Below are 18,274 nucleotides of genomic sequence, written 5' to 3'. Positions count from 1 at the left end.
AGACAGTTATGCCGATTGAAGATCATGCTCTGGTAAACGAATTCCCTGAATTCAAAGAGGATATCCATCAACTAAAAATGGATGATGCGCATTTCAGGAAACTCTACGACGAATATAACCATCTCACCAAATCTGTCGAAAAAATGGAGCAAGAAATCATTCCTGCGAGCACTACAGAAGAAGAACAGCTGAAGAAGCAGCGACTTCAGCTAAAAGATACGCTTCAGGGCTATATAAAAGCCACCAGACTAGCGGCTGAAAAAGCCTAGCTAATCCTCTGGCAGAATGGCTTCTATTATTTGCTGTTCTGCCTCTTACCTTCCTTCACAGCACACGCTTTCAGCACCATCTCGCACTATCGTATGAGAAATGAATACTGTCTTGATATAAAAAAGCACATCATTTGTATTTTGAAACTTTTGTAAATTTATTCTCATTTGTAAATGAATATCATAAACATTAACATACGCAACTTACTCATTTACTCTTGGTTTACCTATGACATTAAGAACCACCTTAATGATGATGCAAGCCTGTGGTGCGCTTGTTTTTTCTACTGTGATTTTTGCTGAAAATACCGCAAATGACATCACACAAGACAGTTACCTCAATGATGGAGATAACAACGTTAAGGATGGATCCAACATAGAGCTACAAACGCTTCAGGTGCAAGGCCGCGCACTGTCTTACTACAAGGAAGATGAAGCAGCACTTGCTACTCGCACCGCCACGCCGATTGATGAAACACCTCAGTCTGTTCAAGTGGTAACAGAAGCTCTCATTCAAGACCAAGCTGCACGACAAATCACCGACCTGTATCGCTCAATATCTGGCATGTCGCAAAACAACGTATCCACTGTGACGTTACGAGGCTTTAGCCAAGACGAAGTGCTCTACGACGGCCTTAAAGGCGACCCATTCGGTGATTTTTCCATTCCACAACTCTTTACTATTGAGCAAATACAGGTCCTCAAGGGCCCATCTGGTGCAATCTACGGTGCGGGTGAACCTGGCGGTGTCATTAACTATGTAACCAAAAAGCCGACATATGAGCAGAAAAACACCCTCAAAGTCAGCGCTGGCAATAAAGACTTTTTGAGCGGCAGCGTGGAATCATCTGGCCCAGCTAATAAAGACGCTTCACAACGCTACCGTGTTGGCATTTACTCAGACGGACAAGATTCATACCGTAACAATGTGGAAGAAGAAAACCAGATTATAGATCTTGGTTACGCTTGGGACATGGATGAAAACAACACGCTTACCGTTCAGTACACAGACATTCATCAACACATTTCTGGAGCACGTTTACGCGGCATTCCAACCGATGACGATGGTAACTTCTTAGCGGATACTTCTTGGAATAATAACGAAAAAAGTGATTACCAAGAGCTGGACGCACAAGTCTTTCAGACTCGCCTAGACCACAGCATCAACTCATGGCTAGACAGTAACTTCTCTGTTCGCTATTTCGAAAACACTGAAAACCAGAAATATCATGAAATCAGCAAGCTAATAGACAGCAACAGTGACGGCACAGCAGATACCACGCAACGACAATATCGTGACCAAGTCCGTACTCGCAAAGGCATTACGCTTGCAGGTAATTTAATCGCCGAATTAGGCGATCATACTCTGCTAGTCGGAAGCGACTATTTCCACCAGAAAAATAGCTTTCTATACAGCTATGCAAACAAAGCCGATGGCGTTTCCAATCTTAGCCTAACTAACCCTATCTACGGCCAAGATGATGTTAATAGCTACACCATGCACTTAAAAACCGATGAAACCACAACAACGGATCAAATTGGTTTGTATGTTCAAGATCAATGGAAAGTAACCAATCAACTAGACTTACTCGCTGGCGCTCGCATTGATCGGATTGAAGAGAAGTACGACGGTTACAAAGTAAAAACAGGGACCACAAAAGCAGACTACAACGACACCGGCTACTCCAGCCGAATTGGTGCTACTTATAAAATCAATGACAACTGGAAACCTTATACGTCGTTCTCTACTGGGTTCGTCCCACAAGACGCCGCAGACCAACAAAAATCAGCCAATGGCCGCTTATTTGACCCAGAAGACAGCAAACAAATTGAAGTCGGTGTTCGCAGTTATTGGTTTAACAACCGCTTAAACGTAAACCTAGCGGCTTACCACATCACCCGTGAAAACATCCTACAAGAAGACCCAAATGACAGCGACTTGCTGGTTTCCTTTGGTAAAGTTCGCAGTCAAGGGGTTGAGCTAGATGTCATGGCAGACATAACCCCTCGTTGGGTAGCCAACTTAAGTTACGCTTACAATGACACCATCGTAAAAGAAGCGACTGACGGCATTCAATATGCCAACGGTGATCGTTTTGCTAACACGCCTTATCACCAACTCGGTTTGTGGACACGGTACGACTTCCCGAACTTAGATTCTTCTATTGCCTTTGGAGCCGATTTCGTTAGCGACCAGATAAACCGCCAAGGCCAAACCGTAAAACCTTACACCGTCTACGACATGTCATGGCAGACACAATGGCAAGATTGGCGATTCCAGCTAAACATCAAAAACTTGCTTGATAAAGAATACGCTGTCAGCGGCTTTACCGAAAAAATTGGTTCATTCGTCGGCGAACGTCGTCGCGTTTACCTTTCTGCTGCTTACGATTTTTAATCAACAAAAGTGAGGAAATAAAGCCCGCCAAATCCTCCCCTACTAAGAGATTGGGAGGTAGTGAATTTGCGACAAAGTAACAACCCCATCCTAACCTTCCCCTTAATAAGGGGAAGGGACTAGAACATGCCCTTAGCTCCTCCCCCTGCTAAGGGGGAGGCTGGGAGGTAGTGAATTTGCAGACATAGTAACACCCCCATCCTAACCTTCCCCTTAATAAGGGGAAGGGACTAGAATATGCCCTTAGCTCCTCCCCCTGCTAAGGGGGAGGCTGGGAGGGGGTTTTGCTCGTTTGGCTACCCGTAAAACGCCTCATTCCAGATAGGTATTTTGACCTAGATCAAACGGGTCTTAATTAGACGATTAATCCCGCCCTTAGAGCTTGAGTTCGATCAACACGCAGGTAAACTCCGCCCGTTTTGATCGATCGGTGAACCTCATGTCTCAAGAAAAAGCCTTCATGCCAGAATTACTCTCTCCAGCAGGTTCGTTAAAAAACCTACGTTATGCCTTCGCCTATGGCGCAGACGCCGTTTACGCAGGGCAACCGCGCTACTCTTTAAGAGTACGCAATAACGAGTTTGACTTGGAAAAGCTGGGCATTGGCATTAATGAAGCCCATGAGCTGGGCAAAAAGCTCTACGTGGTCAGCAATATCGCGCCGCATAACGCGAAATTGAAAACCTACTTGCAAGACTTAACGCCGGTGATTGATCTCAAGCCAGACGCGCTGATCATGTCCGATCCAGGCTTAATAATGATGGTTCGCGAAGCCTTTCCCGATCAAGCCATTCATCTTTCTGTACAAGCCAATGCGGTCAACTGGGCAACCGTGAAATTCTGGCAGCAACAAGGCATTTCCCGCGTTATTTTATCCCGTGAACTATCACTGGATGAGATCGAAGAAATTCGCCTTAAAGTGCCCGATATGGAGCTGGAAGTCTTTGTTCATGGGGCATTATGCATGGCGTATTCTGGACGTTGTTTATTGTCTGGCTACATGAACAAACGCGACCCGAACCAAGGCGCTTGCACCAACGCATGCCGCTGGGAATACAACGCCCACGGAGCCACGCAAGACGAGACAGGTCAAATCATCGCCAGCAGCGGCGCACCCTTGAAAGCCCAAACACCTACCGTGCAAATTCAAGAGGCTTCTGTTCAAGTACAAGAACCAACAGATCAGCTATTTTTACTGCAAGAACGCGGCCGCCCAGATGAATACATGCCAGCCTTCGAAGACGAACATGGCACTTACATCATGAACTCAAAAGATTTACGTGCCATTCAACACGTTGAGCGACTCGTAAAAATGGGTGTGCATTCTCTGAAAATCGAAGGCCGCACCAAATCATTTTATTACTGTGCAAGAACAGCACAAATCTATCGCAAAGCCATTGATGATGCCGTCGCGGGTCGCCCATTTGATGCCAGTCTCATGAGCAGCTTAGACAACCTAGCAAACCGTGGTTACACCGATGGCTTCTTACAACGCCATCGTCATGTGGATCTGCAAAACTATGAAACAGGTAACTCCATCAGTGACAAACAGCAGTTTGTCGGTGAAGTCATTGCAACCAACGAAGACTCACTCACTATTGAAGTGAAGAACCGCTTCAGTGTTGGTGACTCGTTGGAATTAATGACACCGCAAGGCAATGTCACTTTTGCATTGGGCGAACTGAACGACAAACAAGGTCGCCCTATCGACGTGGCAAAAGGCAGTGGCCATGTGGTGTCTATCCCTTGCCCGCAAGGCATCGATGCCTCCATGGGCATCCTCATGAGAAACCTACCGGACGGACAGACCACTCGCCAACCTCACGCTAGCGCGGCGGTATAGAGGCAAAGCCATGGCATTACTCATTAACGACCGATGCATAAACTGCGACATGTGCGAACCCGAATGTCCAAACGACGCCATCACCATGGGCGCGAAGATTTATGTTATCGATCCAGATAAATGCACAGAATGTGTTGGTCACTACGACCAACCCACCTGTGTCGCCGTCTGCCCTATCGACTGTGTTAAACCCGACCCAGACAGACGCGAAACAGAAGAAGCGCTATATGAAAAGTTTGTTGAGATGCATTTTGATACCAGCGTTTAACGTCCTGCCAATATCCAAAACATCTTAAGCCGCTGGCAAGTTCTGCGCTAACCATTGCTGAAATTGTGCTTTCGGTAAAGCGCCTGACAAGCGAGCGACTTCTTTGCCATGATGGAAGATCATCAAAGTCGGAATGGAACGAATATTAAAGCTACCCGCTGTGGTTTGATTCTCTTCAGTGTCTAATTTTACAAAACAGGCTTTTGTCGACATTTCACTGGCTAACTGTTCAAAAATAGGCGCGAATTGCTGACATGGTCCGCACCAAGACGCCCAAAAATCCACCACAACAGGAAGGTCATTATCATTGATGTAGCGTCTAAAATTATTATCACCGCCCATTATGGGTTGTGTTGAAAGAACAGGCTTTTTACACTTGCCACAAAGAGGCTTATTGCCCAGCTTGTCTTTCGGCACACGGTTCTTTGTTCTGCAGCTTTGACAAACGATTTGGATCGGTGAATTAGTCATTTTGAGCCTCGTGATTAAGTGCTTTCATTCATAAACAGAACGAGATTAAATCGAAATACGGCGTGCTTGCCAACCTTGAAAATAAAAAAAGCGAATCATTTGATCCGCTTTTCTTTGCCTTAGTAGCCTAATTAAACTCACACCACTAAGCTATTCTTCTACATCCGCATGAGCTTCAGCTTCAAAGCTTTCCACCTGCTCGAAGTTCTCCATCCAAAAATAGGAACTCACCAAGCAAAACTGACGGGTTGTACCTTCGTCTGCCACTTGCTTAAGCTGCCAAACAAGCCCAGGCGCTTCAGGGAAGTGCGTGCCTTTAATTTGGTCTTCGTATAAACGATTAATCAGCGCATCATCGCCTTGCCCATTCGCCAATAAACGCACAATGGATGAATGCAACGATTCATCAAATATCGCCATATCTTCTGCATGACCCGCGGTTACTGTCAGCGCAAGCTCAACACCAGTAGGGTTCGCAAATATGCCATTAAAAGCTTCACGCAATAAACCATACGCATTAAAGAAACGCTCATGTAGCAGACAGTCGGCATACTCTTCCCATGAACGATCATCCACCATATCGTGGCTGACTTGGTCTATTTTGCCTTCTGCCAACTCTGGAAATAAATGCGTCATTACAGCCTTGGCGGCGTCCGCAGGCCCAAGGTCATTGAGTGACATCATGCACATCTCGCGCAGCTCTGCCGCATCCATCTTCTCTACGTCATCCTCGAAATCCATAATGCTCAAAAGAGCACGATAATCTTCGTCAGACCACGCGTTTGGAATCTTGCTAATTTTCTTAAAGGAATCGATTTGAACGGAAAACGTAACTTGCATCTAGCACTCCTATTTGAACGCCATATTGCAGGGAATAACACTGATAGGCGTTTTAATTAGCCAATAAAAAACCTTAAAAAATGAACAGGTCGAACAACCAATGTACAGGGTGTAGAAGTAAGATGCTATGCATAGGAGGAAATGAATTTAGCAAATATATTGATACAAGCGTCAACAAACGAACGCAATGAGCTTTGGCAATTTATACAGCTAAACCATTGGTATGGGTCTTAAAAAGAGCTGAGTGTTGAAAGATCAACACTCAGCTTAGACCGATTAGAAATGTTCTTGTGCTGCTTTCAAAATAGCTTGAGCGGCTTTTTCATCGCCCCAACCACTGATCTCAATACCGCCATCAGCGCCTTTATAGCTAGAGAACCAAGTCGCTAATAAATCCGTGACATTTGGGTAATCAGCATTTAACTGCTGCAAGCTAGTCACACCAGAAAATGGCGATTCGTTCGTTAGCACACCGATCAATTTATCGTCCTGCTCACCATCATCAATCATCTTCATTACCGCAATCAAACGTACTGGAACCACTTCTCCACGCGGTACAGACTGACCCAAGATAATCACATCAAGTGGATCGCCGTCACCACCAAACTCTTTAGGTAAAGCCGTACGAGGGATAGATCCGTAGTTTGCCGGATAGCCAAGATAATTAACGATACGAGGCTTATTCTTTTTGTATTCCCAAATAATTTGGTTATCGTGCTCTTTGCTCAACTCCCATTTCGCCGATGTACCTGCTGGAATCTCCACAATGGCATTAATGTCACCGTCTTGGCTGACCGCTGGGTAATCGTTATAACTCATATTTGCCGCAAGGGTCGTTGTATCAAGCATTTTTAAAGTTGGCGCATGTTTCACAGACAAGTCATAGCTCAAGCCATTCCCAGAAGCACTGGTTTTATAGCGCAGCATATAATCGACCTTACCGCCTTTTTTTAGCAATTTATCCAAGCCTTTTTGCTTGAATTCACTAAACTGCCCCATCTCTTTTACCGAGAGATTAGACTCACCAACATTCGATGTATTCATCGACAGAATTGCCTTACTGGTCGCTTTAATTGCCTCGGCATAACCATCCATAGAATTCAAATCGAAATCATCTAAATCCACTTTTTTACGTAACTCTCTCGTCCAGTAAAACTCTAAAAAAGGCACTGGCTGCTTTGGCTTATTCCAACCGACGTCACGAGAGAAATACATCAGCCCACGATAACGGTCGTTGGCAAAGTTATGGATACCAAGTTGTTTAGGTAACTGATCGGTAACAATGGCTTCACCTTTTGCACCATACAACCAGACATTGCCGTCTTTCTCCATCGCTTGCCAAAACTGCGACATATCTTTTAAATCACTGTAATCTTTATCTACTACAACATTGACACGAAAATCCGCTCCGCCCTCAGCCATTTGGTAAAAAGCATTAAAAGTATGATGACCATCCGTTAAGTAATACTCGCCATTCGGCGCTACAACAATGGTCTTCATATCCTTTTTATTAGCACCGATTTTTTCGTCACATTGAAACGTACTTGGTACATTGGGATGAGCATTTTCAGAAAAAGAAGTGACGCCTTTTTGCCCATTCGCCTCACATATTTCATCAAAAAGCTTTTCACGATCAAACTGGAAACGGCCTAACTTATACATTATCTGATCATAACCAACCGCAGGTTGGGTTGGGTGTAACTCACTCAAAGTTACCGCAACCACATCCCCTTGATGAACATCATTGGCATAAACTGGCAGAGCAACAGTACTAACAACACAAGCACTGGCTAAAAGCGTTTTAAAAGACATCACCGTCCCTCATATTTGATTAAGAATACAGATATCTTAATCGAGAGATGTTACAAGTAAGTGTCGGGGTGCCTTCATAATCCACCTTACTAAAACACAAGCGTTACCATTCCAAATGCCACTACACCACATAAAATAGGCAACCCCATTGAACGAGTTCGCGTCCACACACCGTAAGTAATCAGTATCCCGACGCCAGTCGCTAACCAAGACAAGGTATCAGAATGTGTCGGTACTAAAGAAGTGCCAAACATTGCAGCGATCATGGTTGGGCCTAGTATCGTTAACCAAGTCGGCATGGATCCGATGCAGTCCTCCGTTTGCCTTTTCGCCAAGCTTCGCTTCATCCAAATATACGGTAAAAGACGAATTAAATAGGTGCCAATGGCAATGCTGACGAGCGCCAGCCACATAGACATATCCATATTTATTGCCCTCCCATATTGCGCTGGTTTTTCAAAGCGTAGAACAAGGCTGCGCCACACAAAGCTGCTAACGGAATAGCGACATTTGGGAAACCTAACACTTTCAAAATAACAGCACTAACAGCAGACAAAGCGATCGTTAATGTCCACAAGCGATTATTACAGCGCGGCACAATTAAAACGAAAAACAAAGCGGGCAATGCAAACGGCAAAACATCATTGATTAATGGCCAGCGTTGCGTCAATTCTCCACCCGCAATAGCACCTAGTGCGGTTCCTGCAATCCAGCTCAACCAAGCCAACACCGCTGCGCCTGTGTACCAGCCGATACGGGCCTGATCAGGAAGCTGAGGCAAACGTGCGTGAGCCAGCGCAAAAATCTGATCCGTCAAACCATGCATTAATGGCAACCACTTCTTATCTTGGTTTAAGTAAGGTGAGAGATTTGGTCCATAAACAACATGTCGAGCATTGATTAGCAGTGTCATGATGACCACAAACCATAACGGCGCGCCAGAAGCAGCCATAGCAACAAAAAGAAACTGTGATGCGCCAGCATAAATAAAGGCCGAAATCAGAATAGTCTCTAACACGCTAAAACCAGACTGAACGGAAATCAGACCAAAAGAAATCGCCACAGGAATGTAACCGCCTAACAGTGGAATCGCGTCTTTTACACCTTGTTTCCAAGGCGTTCCTGCAAGGGTTTGGGTTGTCGTACTCATGATTCAACCTCGTGCTTTGCGCTGCCCTGTTTTGCATAGGTAATGACCATCATTACTGTCGCCCATTCATCGCCCGTTTGATAACTGTGTTCAACGTCGGCCGCAAACGTATGCACCTTGCCGATCTCTAACTGCCGCAAGTCATTACTTTCCCCCGCCAACAACTCACCACTGATTAAAGTAATGGTTTCCATCGTCCCAGCAATATGCGGCTCTGATTGCTTAATCGTGTGTGGTGCACAAGACATCCAATACACATCCACTCGCGGATTATTCAGACCTTGGTCAATTAACCGAACCTGAATCCCATTTTCACCCACAGTGGATTCCAAACTGGCAATAAGATCCCCAAAAGGCGTATCCAGCTGTACCGCCAAACGCCAAATGGTTTCTATTGTCGGATTGCCCTCGCCTTGCTCAATACGCGACAAATTGGACTTCGCCAGCCCCGCATCCAAAGCAAGCTGAGACAAAGACAGCCCCTTTGCCATACGCAATTTTTGTATATTTCGACCCAACGAGCCGAGAATCGGTTTATTCATCATGATTCCAACATTGTTCTTTATATAGAACGTTCTATATAAAGAACAAAAGAAAGTCAATGTAATTGTGGGAAATGGGAGTTAGTTAATAGAGAGAATCAGGAAAAAGCTCTACGTCTGTTAATAGAGCTTTTCGTGCTCTTAAGGCTTACCCTATCTGGGTTTGTGGGGAATTTTGACGGTGGTAGCGCTGTCAGACTACAAGGCTACACTTTATAAGTATTTAATTTGACTCTGACCCTAATTCTTCGATGAATTTCCATTGGATTAAACTGTCCACTTTTAAATTAGCATTTCTGGGATGGTCAATGAGGGATCATTGAATTAGTATAAGAAACAGTAATTCAATACTCGTATCTTGGCCCGTAGATGCCTTATTCATAAGGATGTTATGAAGAGAAGTCCATTTTTGACTAGAAGCTTGTTCGGCGGTTTATATCTGCTTCTATTCAGTGTGGCTGGGATGCTGTATGGACAAGATATATTAACGCCCGAAGAACGGCAGTGGTTGGCAGATCAGCCTGTTATTCGTTTTGCTCCCGCACCCAATTATCCTCCAGTTGAATTTTTCAATGAAAACAATGAATACCAAGGTATTACAGCTGATTTTATTCAAATAATAGATCAGCAATTTGACTTGGGGTTAAAGCTAGAAATTGTGCAGTTTCCTGACTGGACAACTGTGGTAGCTGAAGGACGCGCACGTAGAGTTGATATGTGGGGTGCCGCAGAGAAAACCGCAGAACGCAGCGAATATATGCAGTTTACTAGGCCTTATATACGCCTGCCGGCCGTAATTATTGTCCGCAGTGAGTTTGTTGGAGAAGGCATCGAAGCACTCGAAGGCAAGAAAGTCGTCGGCATCCAAAATTATGCATCTTATGAACATTTACAAGAAAAATACCCACAACTGGATACGTTAGCCGTCCCTGATATCGAAACAGGGCTGCGCATGGTCTCTTATGGAGCGGCGGATGCGATCGTCGCTTCCAACGCAGCAGCAATCTACTACATTGAAAAAAATGGACTGACCAATCTTAAAGTTGTGGGAGAATCCGGTTTTGAATGGAGTTTACGTTTTGCAGTTCGAGATGACTGGGCGCCGCTGTTGTCCATCATGCAAAAAGGTTTAGACAGCATTACCGCACAGCAGAAGCGGGATATATATCGATATTGGATTAATTTAGATTCATCTAATAATCGCTCTTCCACAAAGGACTATCTCTTTATCGCCGCTTTAGTCGGCTTGGTAGCTATTCTATTGGTTCTATTTAGTTGGGCATTGCGGAAAAGAGCAAGACTTAAAATGCAACGGCTAACGCAACGTATTGAAGAGCAAAAAAAGATAGAGAAAGAGCTCAAAAAACTCGCCACAACCGATGCTTTAACGGGCACTTATAATCGCCGTGCTATTTTGGAAATGGCACAAATCGATTATCAAAAATGCCTGGATGAAGGATTGCCCTTTAGCGTATTGATGATTGATATTGATAATTTTAAACAAGTTAACGATCAATACGGCCATGAGATTGGGGACAGAGTGATCAGGGCTGTTGTAAATGTCTGCCGTGACATATTGAGTGCCAAGAACATCGGGCATATCGGCCGTTTTGGTGGTGAAGAGTTTGTAATTCTCCTCCCAATGATTGACCAAGAAGAGGCGTACTTAGTGGCTGAACAGCTTAGGGAGTGTGTCGAAAAAGAGTCAATCCAATGTGCCGAAAACGCTTTGCACTTCTCAACGATTAGCGTCGGCTTAGAGTCTTTGAAACACGCTGAAACGTTTGATGAGCTACTGCATAACGCCGATCTGGCTATGTATCAAGCTAAAAATGCAGGCCGCAATCGTGTCGCCATTTGGCACGAAAGCATCTCTGGGTAATTATTTGTTTAAAAGAGGGTCAGTATAAAATTAAAACACCCTCTTCTATTCTTACTAGCTATTTTTTCGCTACCTTATCTGTTTGTAGCCATTCTATTTATTTAATTTTACTCTTCCCCCAATTATCGCCTTTTAAACAGCAACTGCTCACCTTTAACAGACCAAGGTATATCTAAGCCTGAACCTATTACACCATTTTCAGAAACTGCTGCGATTAACGATAATTTCATGCGACTCCAGTGAGGGTTAACGCCTCAAACACCGGCGGAGCGCAGCGAAGTCCACGTGATTTGACTTGTTAGCTGCTTTCCTTCTCTGAAATATTAAATAATATTTTGCTTGATTCTTCACTGGTTTGAAAACTGAATACAACCTGATCGCTATCATAGCTCAATCCATTTTCATCGAAATCCTGACAGCTTAAATTCCCCCACATATCTTCGTAGCATACTGCAAAAATCTTGGGTTCATGCGCTGCTGAATGTAATAAATACTGTCCAAAATTTCCTTTTGACAATGTATTCGAGACACCAGAAAGAAAAGATAGCTCGACCTCGTTACTATCTACCTCAACTCCAACCCACTTATGAATATTAAACGTGATATCACTATACTTCAGTCCATTGATTGTTAGCTCTTTGCCATCAATATCTGCAGAATGACTATTCATTCGCATCATCCCCTGAATGCATAATGCAAATTGCGAACGATTCATTTGAGATAAAGCGACATCGTTTGACATCAATTCTCGCATGCCCTCAATTGCACCATCTAAATCGAGCTCAGAGGCATCCTGAAACAACTTTAAAAACTCTGAATTACTAATACAGTCTTTAAGATAATGCTTGCTGACACTTTTAAAGTAATAACTTTTAGTGGAAGTGCATAAAACGGTAATGGCAGGATTGGTAAAGAAGTTCTTGTCGTATTTTTTTAACCGCTTAAGTTCACTTCCATCAATATCGCTAGAGAATGAGAAAAGTACGGTAGGTGACACTCCACCAATAGCTTTAAACCTTTCAAATTTAGCTAAGGTGGTTTTTAGTTCATTTGCATTCAAACCACTTTTAACTTCAAAGTTGTACTTCACAGCTTCGACAGGGACAAAGGTCAGTTCATTTTTCATATATGAAGGAAGTATCTCATCATCATAGATGAGAATATCTGTTTCATTTGACTGATCTCCCCTTGAGTTTTCAATAATCCCTTTTGTCAGCTTATATCTCTTTGGAATAACTTCTCTTATTAGATCAGAAAGCTCGCTTTCATTTAACCCACCTTTAACCCCCTGATGAACAACCTCTTTATTACTCTCAAACTCAACCTTTAAGGCTGATATTTTTGCGCTGAATTTTTCAGATATGATGCTCATTAACTTCCCTAATCTGGATTTTTTCTTTGTACAGCTAACAGTTTAATAGTGCGCATGCGCATTTACACATCTTTAAAATCTTCTTAATGTCTCTATAAATTACTGACTTTAAAAACATTAATATGGATATCAACAAAGTCTAAACCAAGAAAAACGAGCATGCGTGTTATTCCTTTTATCCACAGCGCGTTATTTTAGCTCTACGAATCCTTATTCATTGATATTAGAGGACTTTCTCACTTACCTCCAGTACAAAACGCGCACAACTGGTTTATTTAAAATAGCTAAACGCGCAATTAAAGTTCACTTTAAAAAATAAACTGTATATGCCCCCATAAATTACGCTTTAACTTTCATCCAAAAATGAAATCAATTCAACTTCAAAGAGCACCAACTCTAGACCATAAGTGCTTGATTCCCGCCTTCGCGGGCGCTTGTCCCCTTGTGGGAAATGACGTGTCTACGCGGGGGATTAAGTGTCAATAATGAAAGCTTTGCTTTCAATGAAAGCGTTGCATCGATTGGCAAAAGTTACCCGCTCAGCTTCTCCCTGAATTAAAGTGCGGAAAAAAGGTTGGGAATACAAAGCGTTTGAATGGAACATGAACTCCGCATCAGGCTTAAGCCGCAACCTACAATGAAAGCTTCGCTTTCAGCGGCACATCACGCTGCGCTCATGATGCCCTACAATTAGCTAGGGAGTCATAGGGCTACAGCTCTATAACTCTGGCGTTGTTGCCGAGGCGACTTCCAACGTGACTGACAAGGATTAGGATATCTGGTTTGTAGTCATTCTGTAGCGAGTGACAAATCGTTTCTATGGTGGCTTTGTCGAGTCCGTCGAATGGTTCGTCTAGCAGTAAGACGGGAGACTGTCTTAGCAGCAGGCGTGCTAAGGCGAGGCGTTTGCGCTGTCCTCCTGAAAGGTTGCGGCCTTGGGAACTGAGTAAGGTTTCTAGACCATTGGGTAGGTTGCGTGCCCATTCGGCTAGGGCGACGGCTTCTAATACAGACCAGAGTTCGTCGTCGCTGGCGTTAGGTTTGCCAAGCAGTAAGTTCGCGGCGATGCTTTGTTGGAAAACATACGGCGATTGTGGCAAGTAGCTTAGTTGTGCTTGATACGTTGGGTTGTTGTATACAGAGTATTTCTCGTCATTAATAAAGGCGTCGCCAGTGGATAAACAGTCACCGGCAATGGAGGTGAGTAAGGTGGATTTGCCTGAGCCACTTGCGCCTCGGATCCAAACAAATTCACCATGGTTTACTTTAATATCAGTAACTTGGCTGCCCAAACCACTAGGAGCGTGATAGCCGCGCCATTGTTTAAACAAAAGTTGCTCGATCTGTGGGATCGTCTTTTCGGACATTGGCTCAGTATCGTGGTGAAGCTGGTTGAGTCGACGTAGACCAACTTGCGACTGGCCTTGGGCGACGAAGGATTGCACCAAGGGCAAGACCAGTTCATTTACGGCTAACAAAGCTAAAGAAAAACCGACAACCCAAGTGCCCTGCACGCCATCTATTAAGGTCCAGCGTTGGGTTTCTGGGGTAAAGGCACTGAGTAAATAGAAGCTGCTGGCGATGAGTAAGATGGTCACACCATAAGACAATAATCGCCCAAGGCTCACTGCTTGTTGAATACGGATTTCGGTTCTGCGTTGGCGTTCATCCAGTTGATCAAGACGCTGTGCGTAGTCTTCCCAGTGGCCTCGAATGGTTAAGGTAATCAGTGCCGAAAAAAAACTAACAAAGCGGCTACGACGATGTACACCCAATATTTGACCTACATGCACTGCATGGCTGGCGAAGTGTCCACAAACATAAGGCACCACCAAGACATGTAACACTGCAGCAATCAATAACGGCCACAACAAAGCTGGCAGAATGAAATAGGCCAAAATCGCCACGCCAACATAAGCTAATACAGCATACACCCAAGGTAAAAACACCACCAAGGGCCAGCGAATAATTTGATCCAAGTCGCTGACTAGGCGCTGTAGCAAGTCGCCACGGCTTTGTTGATGAAGGTTCGCAGCATCTTTGGCAACTCGCTGATCCCACACCCAAAGGCGCAAAGTGCGCAGTAACCCCAACAGGTGATTATGCGCTGTGACTTGTTCGCCATAGCGGCCTGCGGTTCTGAGGATCGCAAGCCCTCGAACAATGGCGCCGGGTGTTAAGTAGTTAAACACCAATGCACCGCCCAACGCTGTTGCCAAGCCTGCCGCGGAGATGAACCAACCAGAAAGCCCCAATAGCCCAACACCCGCTAAGGTGGCAGCCACACCAGTCAACAGAGGAATAACAAAGCCCCAAGGATTGGCTAATAAAAGGCGCTTAAGCGATAACTTCGTGGTTTTCTTTGCGTAAATGCTCATGCAAACCTCCTTTTGTTAGTGCCCAATGTTTGTCTGCCCATGCAATCGGATGTGTATCATGGCTGACGATCAATAGGGTTTTGCCTTGAGATGCGGTTTTAAGTGTGTCGAGTACCGCCTGTGCTGTGTCGTTATCCAAGCCAGAGCAAGGCTCGTCGAGTAACCATAAATCGGCTTTTGATAATAAGGCTCTGCCAATAGAAAGTCGCTGCATTTGCCCGCCAGAAAGCCCTGCTCCTAATTCGGTTAGTTTGGTATCTAACCCGTCGGGAAGCAGCTGTATAAATTCGTCGCACTGGCTTTTTATGAGCGCTGTTTGTATCTCTTCTTCATGTGGTAGCCCTGCGCCCTCTTTGCCACCCAGCCCTAAGAGTAAATTACGACGAATGCTGCCGTTTACCCATTCCGGTGTTTGTGGCAACCAAGCCAGTTTGGCTCGCCAAGAAGCCAAGTTTAATTCTGAGAATGGCTGACCATTGATCAAGCACTGCCCATCAAAGCCTTCTTCAAAACCTAGTAACAAATGCAATAGACTGGATTTACCCACTCCCGATTCACCACTCAGCCAAACTCGTTCGCCCTGGGCAATATTGGCCGTAATTGGCGCGAGTCGATAACGCCCCTCTTCCTGCCAGCTCAAGTCTTTGAATTGAATAGATTTCAACGTATTTAAAAAAGCTAATCCAGTGTTCTCTTGGTGTGAAGTGGATGCATGCACTGGTGTTTGTAGGATATCTAACAAATCCGTCGCGGCGGCTTCGGCTTTTTGTTTCGCATGGTAGTCATTACCAAGCTGACGTAGCGGCAAATAAAATTCCGGCGCAAGCAACAAAAGAAACATAGCTTGCGTCAAGGTAACGGGGGAGCTGCCCACTTGCCATGGTAAGATTTCTAATAAGCCAAGCCCTAAATACAAGGCAATCATGGCGATAGACAATGACGCGAAAAGTTCTAACGTAGCCGTTGATAAAAACGCTAATACCAAAACCCCCATGGTTGTCTTTTGGTATGAAGTAGCACTGTCGGACAAACGCTCGCGTGCTTCGCCAGTTCTGTTAAGGCGTTTGAGTTCTGATAAGCCTTGGCTTAAGTCCATGAACTGATTGGACAACATGGCCAAGACATTGAATTGACGACGGTTGGCTTGCGCGGCTTTATGACCCACAAAGATCATGAAGATAATGACCAAAGGCGCGGTCATCATGAAAACAAAGAAGGCGATCCAAGAAATAGAAACAACAGACAGTAGGATCACACAAGGAATTAGGGTCACCATAAACACTTGCGGTTTATAGCGACTAAAGAAATCGTCTAACGCATCTACTTGTTCGTAAACACGAGTAGAAAGCGCCGCATCCTCTTCTATTCTTAGGCGCGCTGGCCCAAGGTTTGTCAGATGCGACACCAATTTACGTCGCAAGCCGTAACGAATATCACGGCTTGCGCTGGTGCAAATACGTTCTCGGCCAAAGTTCGCCAAGGCACGTAGTAATAGAGCAAATAACCCCAAGACTAAAAGAGACAAGGAAAAAGACTGGTGTAGCGCCATGTCTGAAAACACATTCGCTAACGCCCAAGCTTGCAACACCAAAGACACTGCAAACAACACACCAAAGCCTTGAGCAATTCGATACTTTGATGATTGCTGACTGGCTAGTTCATCTAAAAATACACCTTCAGATGTTTTCACTCGGCCAGCTCGACGCGCCTTTTTTGTTTCCTTGTGCTGTTTCATTGGGTTTACTTCTGCTCCTCTTCACCTTCGTAGCCGCTAAATTCTAACCATACGGCATTAACAATACCGAACGAACAGGCTAACAATACGCCTAGAACCCAAGCAAAATACCACATAACTTATTCCTCTTATTGCTAGAAGACAGAGCCCAAAGCGCTCTATCTTCTATATCAATGACTAGTAAAGTGAATGATTGTTTTCTTCGATGTGTTTCTTAGTCAGACGACCATACATCACAAAGTAGTTCCATAACGTGTAAGCCAGAACAATCGGTACGAAGATACAAGCCACCACAAACATAATCATCATGGTGTTTTCACTAGATGTCGCATCCCACATAGTCAAACTCATGTTTGGAAAACTTGAAGACGGCATCAAGAATGGGAACATTGACCCACCCGCTGTAACAATAATGCCGGCAATACCCAAAGAGGAACTCAAGAAAGACAAGGCGCCTTTTCTCAGCACGGCAGTCAGTGCTGCGAACAACATGCCTGCAATACCGATAAGCGGAGCCAACATAAGTGCAGGCACTTTGTCATAGTTAGCCAACCAAGCACCAGCTTGAACTTCGGCTGTTTTCATCAAAGGTGTTACCACTGCATTGCCATCGATAGCGCTGGTCAAAACATAACCATCAATACCATAAGCCAACCACACACCCGCCAAGATGAACAACACAGCAGCTAATGCACCGGTAATTGCAGTGATGCGACTGGCTTTTTCAAGTAGCGCATCATCTGTCTTCATTTGTAACCAAGCACCGCCTTGCGTCATTAGCATTAACAAGCTGACCAAACCACAAAGAATCGCAAATGGGTTTAGCAGAGCAAAGAAAGAACCGGTGTAAGTGGCACGCATGTATTGATCAAATTCGAACGGCACGCCTTGTAATAAGTTACCAAACGCTACACCGAAAATGATTGGCGGAACAGCCGAACCAAAAGTGATACCCCAGTCCCAGCTTGTACGCCATTTGGTATTTTCCAGTTTCGAACGGTAGTCAAAACCAATTGGGCGAAAGAATAGCGCCGCCAATACCAACAACATGGCAAAGTAGAAACCAGAGAAGGCTGTCGCATACACCACAGGCCAAGCAGCAAATAACGCACCGCCTGCTGTAATAAACCAAACTTGGTTGCCGTCCCAGTGAGGCGCAATCGAGTTGATCATGATACGGCGTTCTGAATCCGTACCACCGATCACTTTCAACAAGCTACCAACGCCCATGTCAAAACCGTCTGTCACGGAGAAGCCAATCAGTAGAACACCGATCAACACCCACCAAATCACTTTTAATAATTCGTAATCCAT

Annotated in this window: 16 protein-coding genes and 1 pseudogene; 5 read left to right on the top strand and 12 right to left on the bottom strand. The window is 44.6% G+C overall.

The window, feature by feature from the left end; all coding sequences use genetic code 11:
- Positions 1-8 precede the first annotated feature (8 nt).
- From DFP77_RS08415 to DFP77_RS08400, 4 genes are all read left to right on the top strand, one after another.
- Positions 9-269 carry an HP1242/YdcH family protein gene (locus DFP77_RS08415; RefSeq protein ID WP_114411842.1) on the top strand — a complete coding sequence of 87 codons (261 nt, stop codon included), beginning with the start codon at positions 9-11 and terminating at the stop codon, positions 267-269.
- 229 nt (positions 270-498) lie between these two features.
- Entirely contained in the window at positions 499-2,667 is a 2,169-nt protein-coding gene (locus tag DFP77_RS08410; RefSeq protein ID WP_114411841.1) for a TonB-dependent siderophore receptor, read from the top strand.
- Between the two features lie 439 nt (positions 2,668-3,106).
- Positions 3,107-4,510 carry a prephenate-dependent tRNA uridine(34) hydroxylase TrhP gene (gene trhP, locus DFP77_RS08405; protein WP_114411840.1) on the top strand — a complete coding sequence of 468 codons (1,404 nt, stop codon included), beginning with the start codon at positions 3,107-3,109 and terminating at the stop codon, positions 4,508-4,510.
- A 10-nt stretch (positions 4,511-4,520) separates the two neighbouring features.
- Positions 4,521-4,778 (top strand): YfhL family 4Fe-4S dicluster ferredoxin, encoded by a 258-nt coding sequence (locus tag DFP77_RS08400; protein WP_114411839.1) that lies wholly within the window; start codon positions 4,521-4,523, stop codon positions 4,776-4,778.
- Positions 4,779-4,802: 24 nt separating this feature from the next.
- On the opposite strand, the gene trxC is transcribed toward DFP77_RS08400, so the two are convergent.
- The 6 genes from trxC to DFP77_RS08370 form a co-directional block, all read right to left on the bottom strand.
- Positions 4,803-5,249, bottom strand: coding sequence for a thioredoxin TrxC (trxC, locus tag DFP77_RS08395; protein WP_114411838.1), 447 nt, complete (start codon positions 5,247-5,249; stop codon positions 4,803-4,805).
- A 150-nt stretch (positions 5,250-5,399) separates the two neighbouring features.
- Positions 5,400-6,089 (bottom strand): hypothetical protein, encoded by a 690-nt coding sequence (locus tag DFP77_RS08390; protein WP_114411837.1) that lies wholly within the window; start codon positions 6,087-6,089, stop codon positions 5,400-5,402.
- 276 nt (positions 6,090-6,365) lie between these two features.
- On the bottom strand, positions 6,366-7,901 hold the full coding sequence (locus DFP77_RS19665; RefSeq protein WP_205115270.1) for a ParB-like protein: 1,536 nt from the start codon (positions 7,899-7,901) through the stop codon (positions 6,366-6,368).
- A gap of 89 nt (positions 7,902-7,990) precedes the next feature.
- Positions 7,991-8,326: an AzlD domain-containing protein gene (locus DFP77_RS08380; RefSeq protein ID WP_114411836.1), complete on the bottom strand. Its 336-nt coding sequence runs from the start codon at positions 8,324-8,326 to the stop codon at positions 7,991-7,993.
- Between the two features lie 2 nt (positions 8,327-8,328).
- Complete coding sequence (locus DFP77_RS08375) at positions 8,329-9,051, bottom strand: AzlC family ABC transporter permease (protein WP_114411835.1); 723 nt, start codon at positions 9,049-9,051, stop codon at positions 8,329-8,331.
- A complete protein-coding gene (locus DFP77_RS08370; RefSeq protein ID WP_114411834.1) occupies positions 9,048-9,593 on the bottom strand; it encodes a helix-turn-helix domain-containing protein in 546 nt (181 codons plus the stop codon). Before DFP77_RS08370 ends, DFP77_RS08375 begins: the two co-directional genes overlap by 4 nt.
- Positions 9,594-10,002: 409 nt before the next feature.
- Between DFP77_RS08370 and DFP77_RS08365 the strand changes: the two genes are divergently transcribed.
- Entirely contained in the window at positions 10,003-11,475 is a 1,473-nt protein-coding gene (locus tag DFP77_RS08365; protein ID WP_181858518.1) for a transporter substrate-binding domain-containing diguanylate cyclase, read from the top strand.
- Between the two features lie 131 nt (positions 11,476-11,606).
- On the opposite strand, the pseudogene DFP77_RS08360 reads toward DFP77_RS08365, so the two are convergent.
- The 6 genes and pseudogenes from DFP77_RS08360 to cydB all read right to left on the bottom strand — a co-directional run.
- Positions 11,607-11,705, bottom strand: a pseudogene (locus DFP77_RS08360) (DfrA family trimethoprim-resistant dihydrofolate reductase); the annotation flags it as partial.
- Between the two features lie 68 nt (positions 11,706-11,773).
- Positions 11,774-12,847: a DUF6602 domain-containing protein gene (locus DFP77_RS08355; protein WP_114411832.1), complete on the bottom strand. Its 1,074-nt coding sequence runs from the start codon at positions 12,845-12,847 to the stop codon at positions 11,774-11,776.
- 710 nt (positions 12,848-13,557) lie between these two features.
- Positions 13,558-15,225: an amino acid ABC transporter ATP-binding/permease protein gene (locus DFP77_RS08350; protein ID WP_114411831.1), complete on the bottom strand. Its 1,668-nt coding sequence runs from the start codon at positions 15,223-15,225 to the stop codon at positions 13,558-13,560.
- Positions 15,185-16,960, bottom strand: a complete 1,776-nt coding sequence (gene cydD, locus DFP77_RS08345) for a thiol reductant ABC exporter subunit CydD (RefSeq protein WP_114411830.1) — start codon at positions 16,958-16,960, stop codon at positions 15,185-15,187. Before cydD ends, DFP77_RS08350 begins: the two co-directional genes overlap by 41 nt.
- A gap of 5 nt (positions 16,961-16,965) precedes the next feature.
- Entirely contained in the window at positions 16,966-17,076 is a 111-nt protein-coding gene (gene cydX / locus DFP77_RS08340) for a cytochrome bd-I oxidase subunit CydX (RefSeq protein WP_110573853.1), read from the bottom strand.
- A 61-nt stretch (positions 17,077-17,137) separates the two neighbouring features.
- Positions 17,138-18,274 carry a cytochrome d ubiquinol oxidase subunit II gene (gene cydB / locus DFP77_RS08335; protein WP_114411829.1) on the bottom strand — a complete coding sequence of 379 codons (1,137 nt, stop codon included), beginning with the start codon at positions 18,272-18,274 and terminating at the stop codon, positions 17,138-17,140.

Source organism: Marinomonas foliarum, assembly GCF_003337275.1.
GTDB classification, from domain to species: Bacteria; Pseudomonadota; Gammaproteobacteria; order Pseudomonadales; family Marinomonadaceae; genus Marinomonas; species Marinomonas foliarum.
The sequence above is the reverse complement of the archived record's forward strand: the minus strand, read 5'-3'. Positions and strand labels throughout refer to the sequence as shown.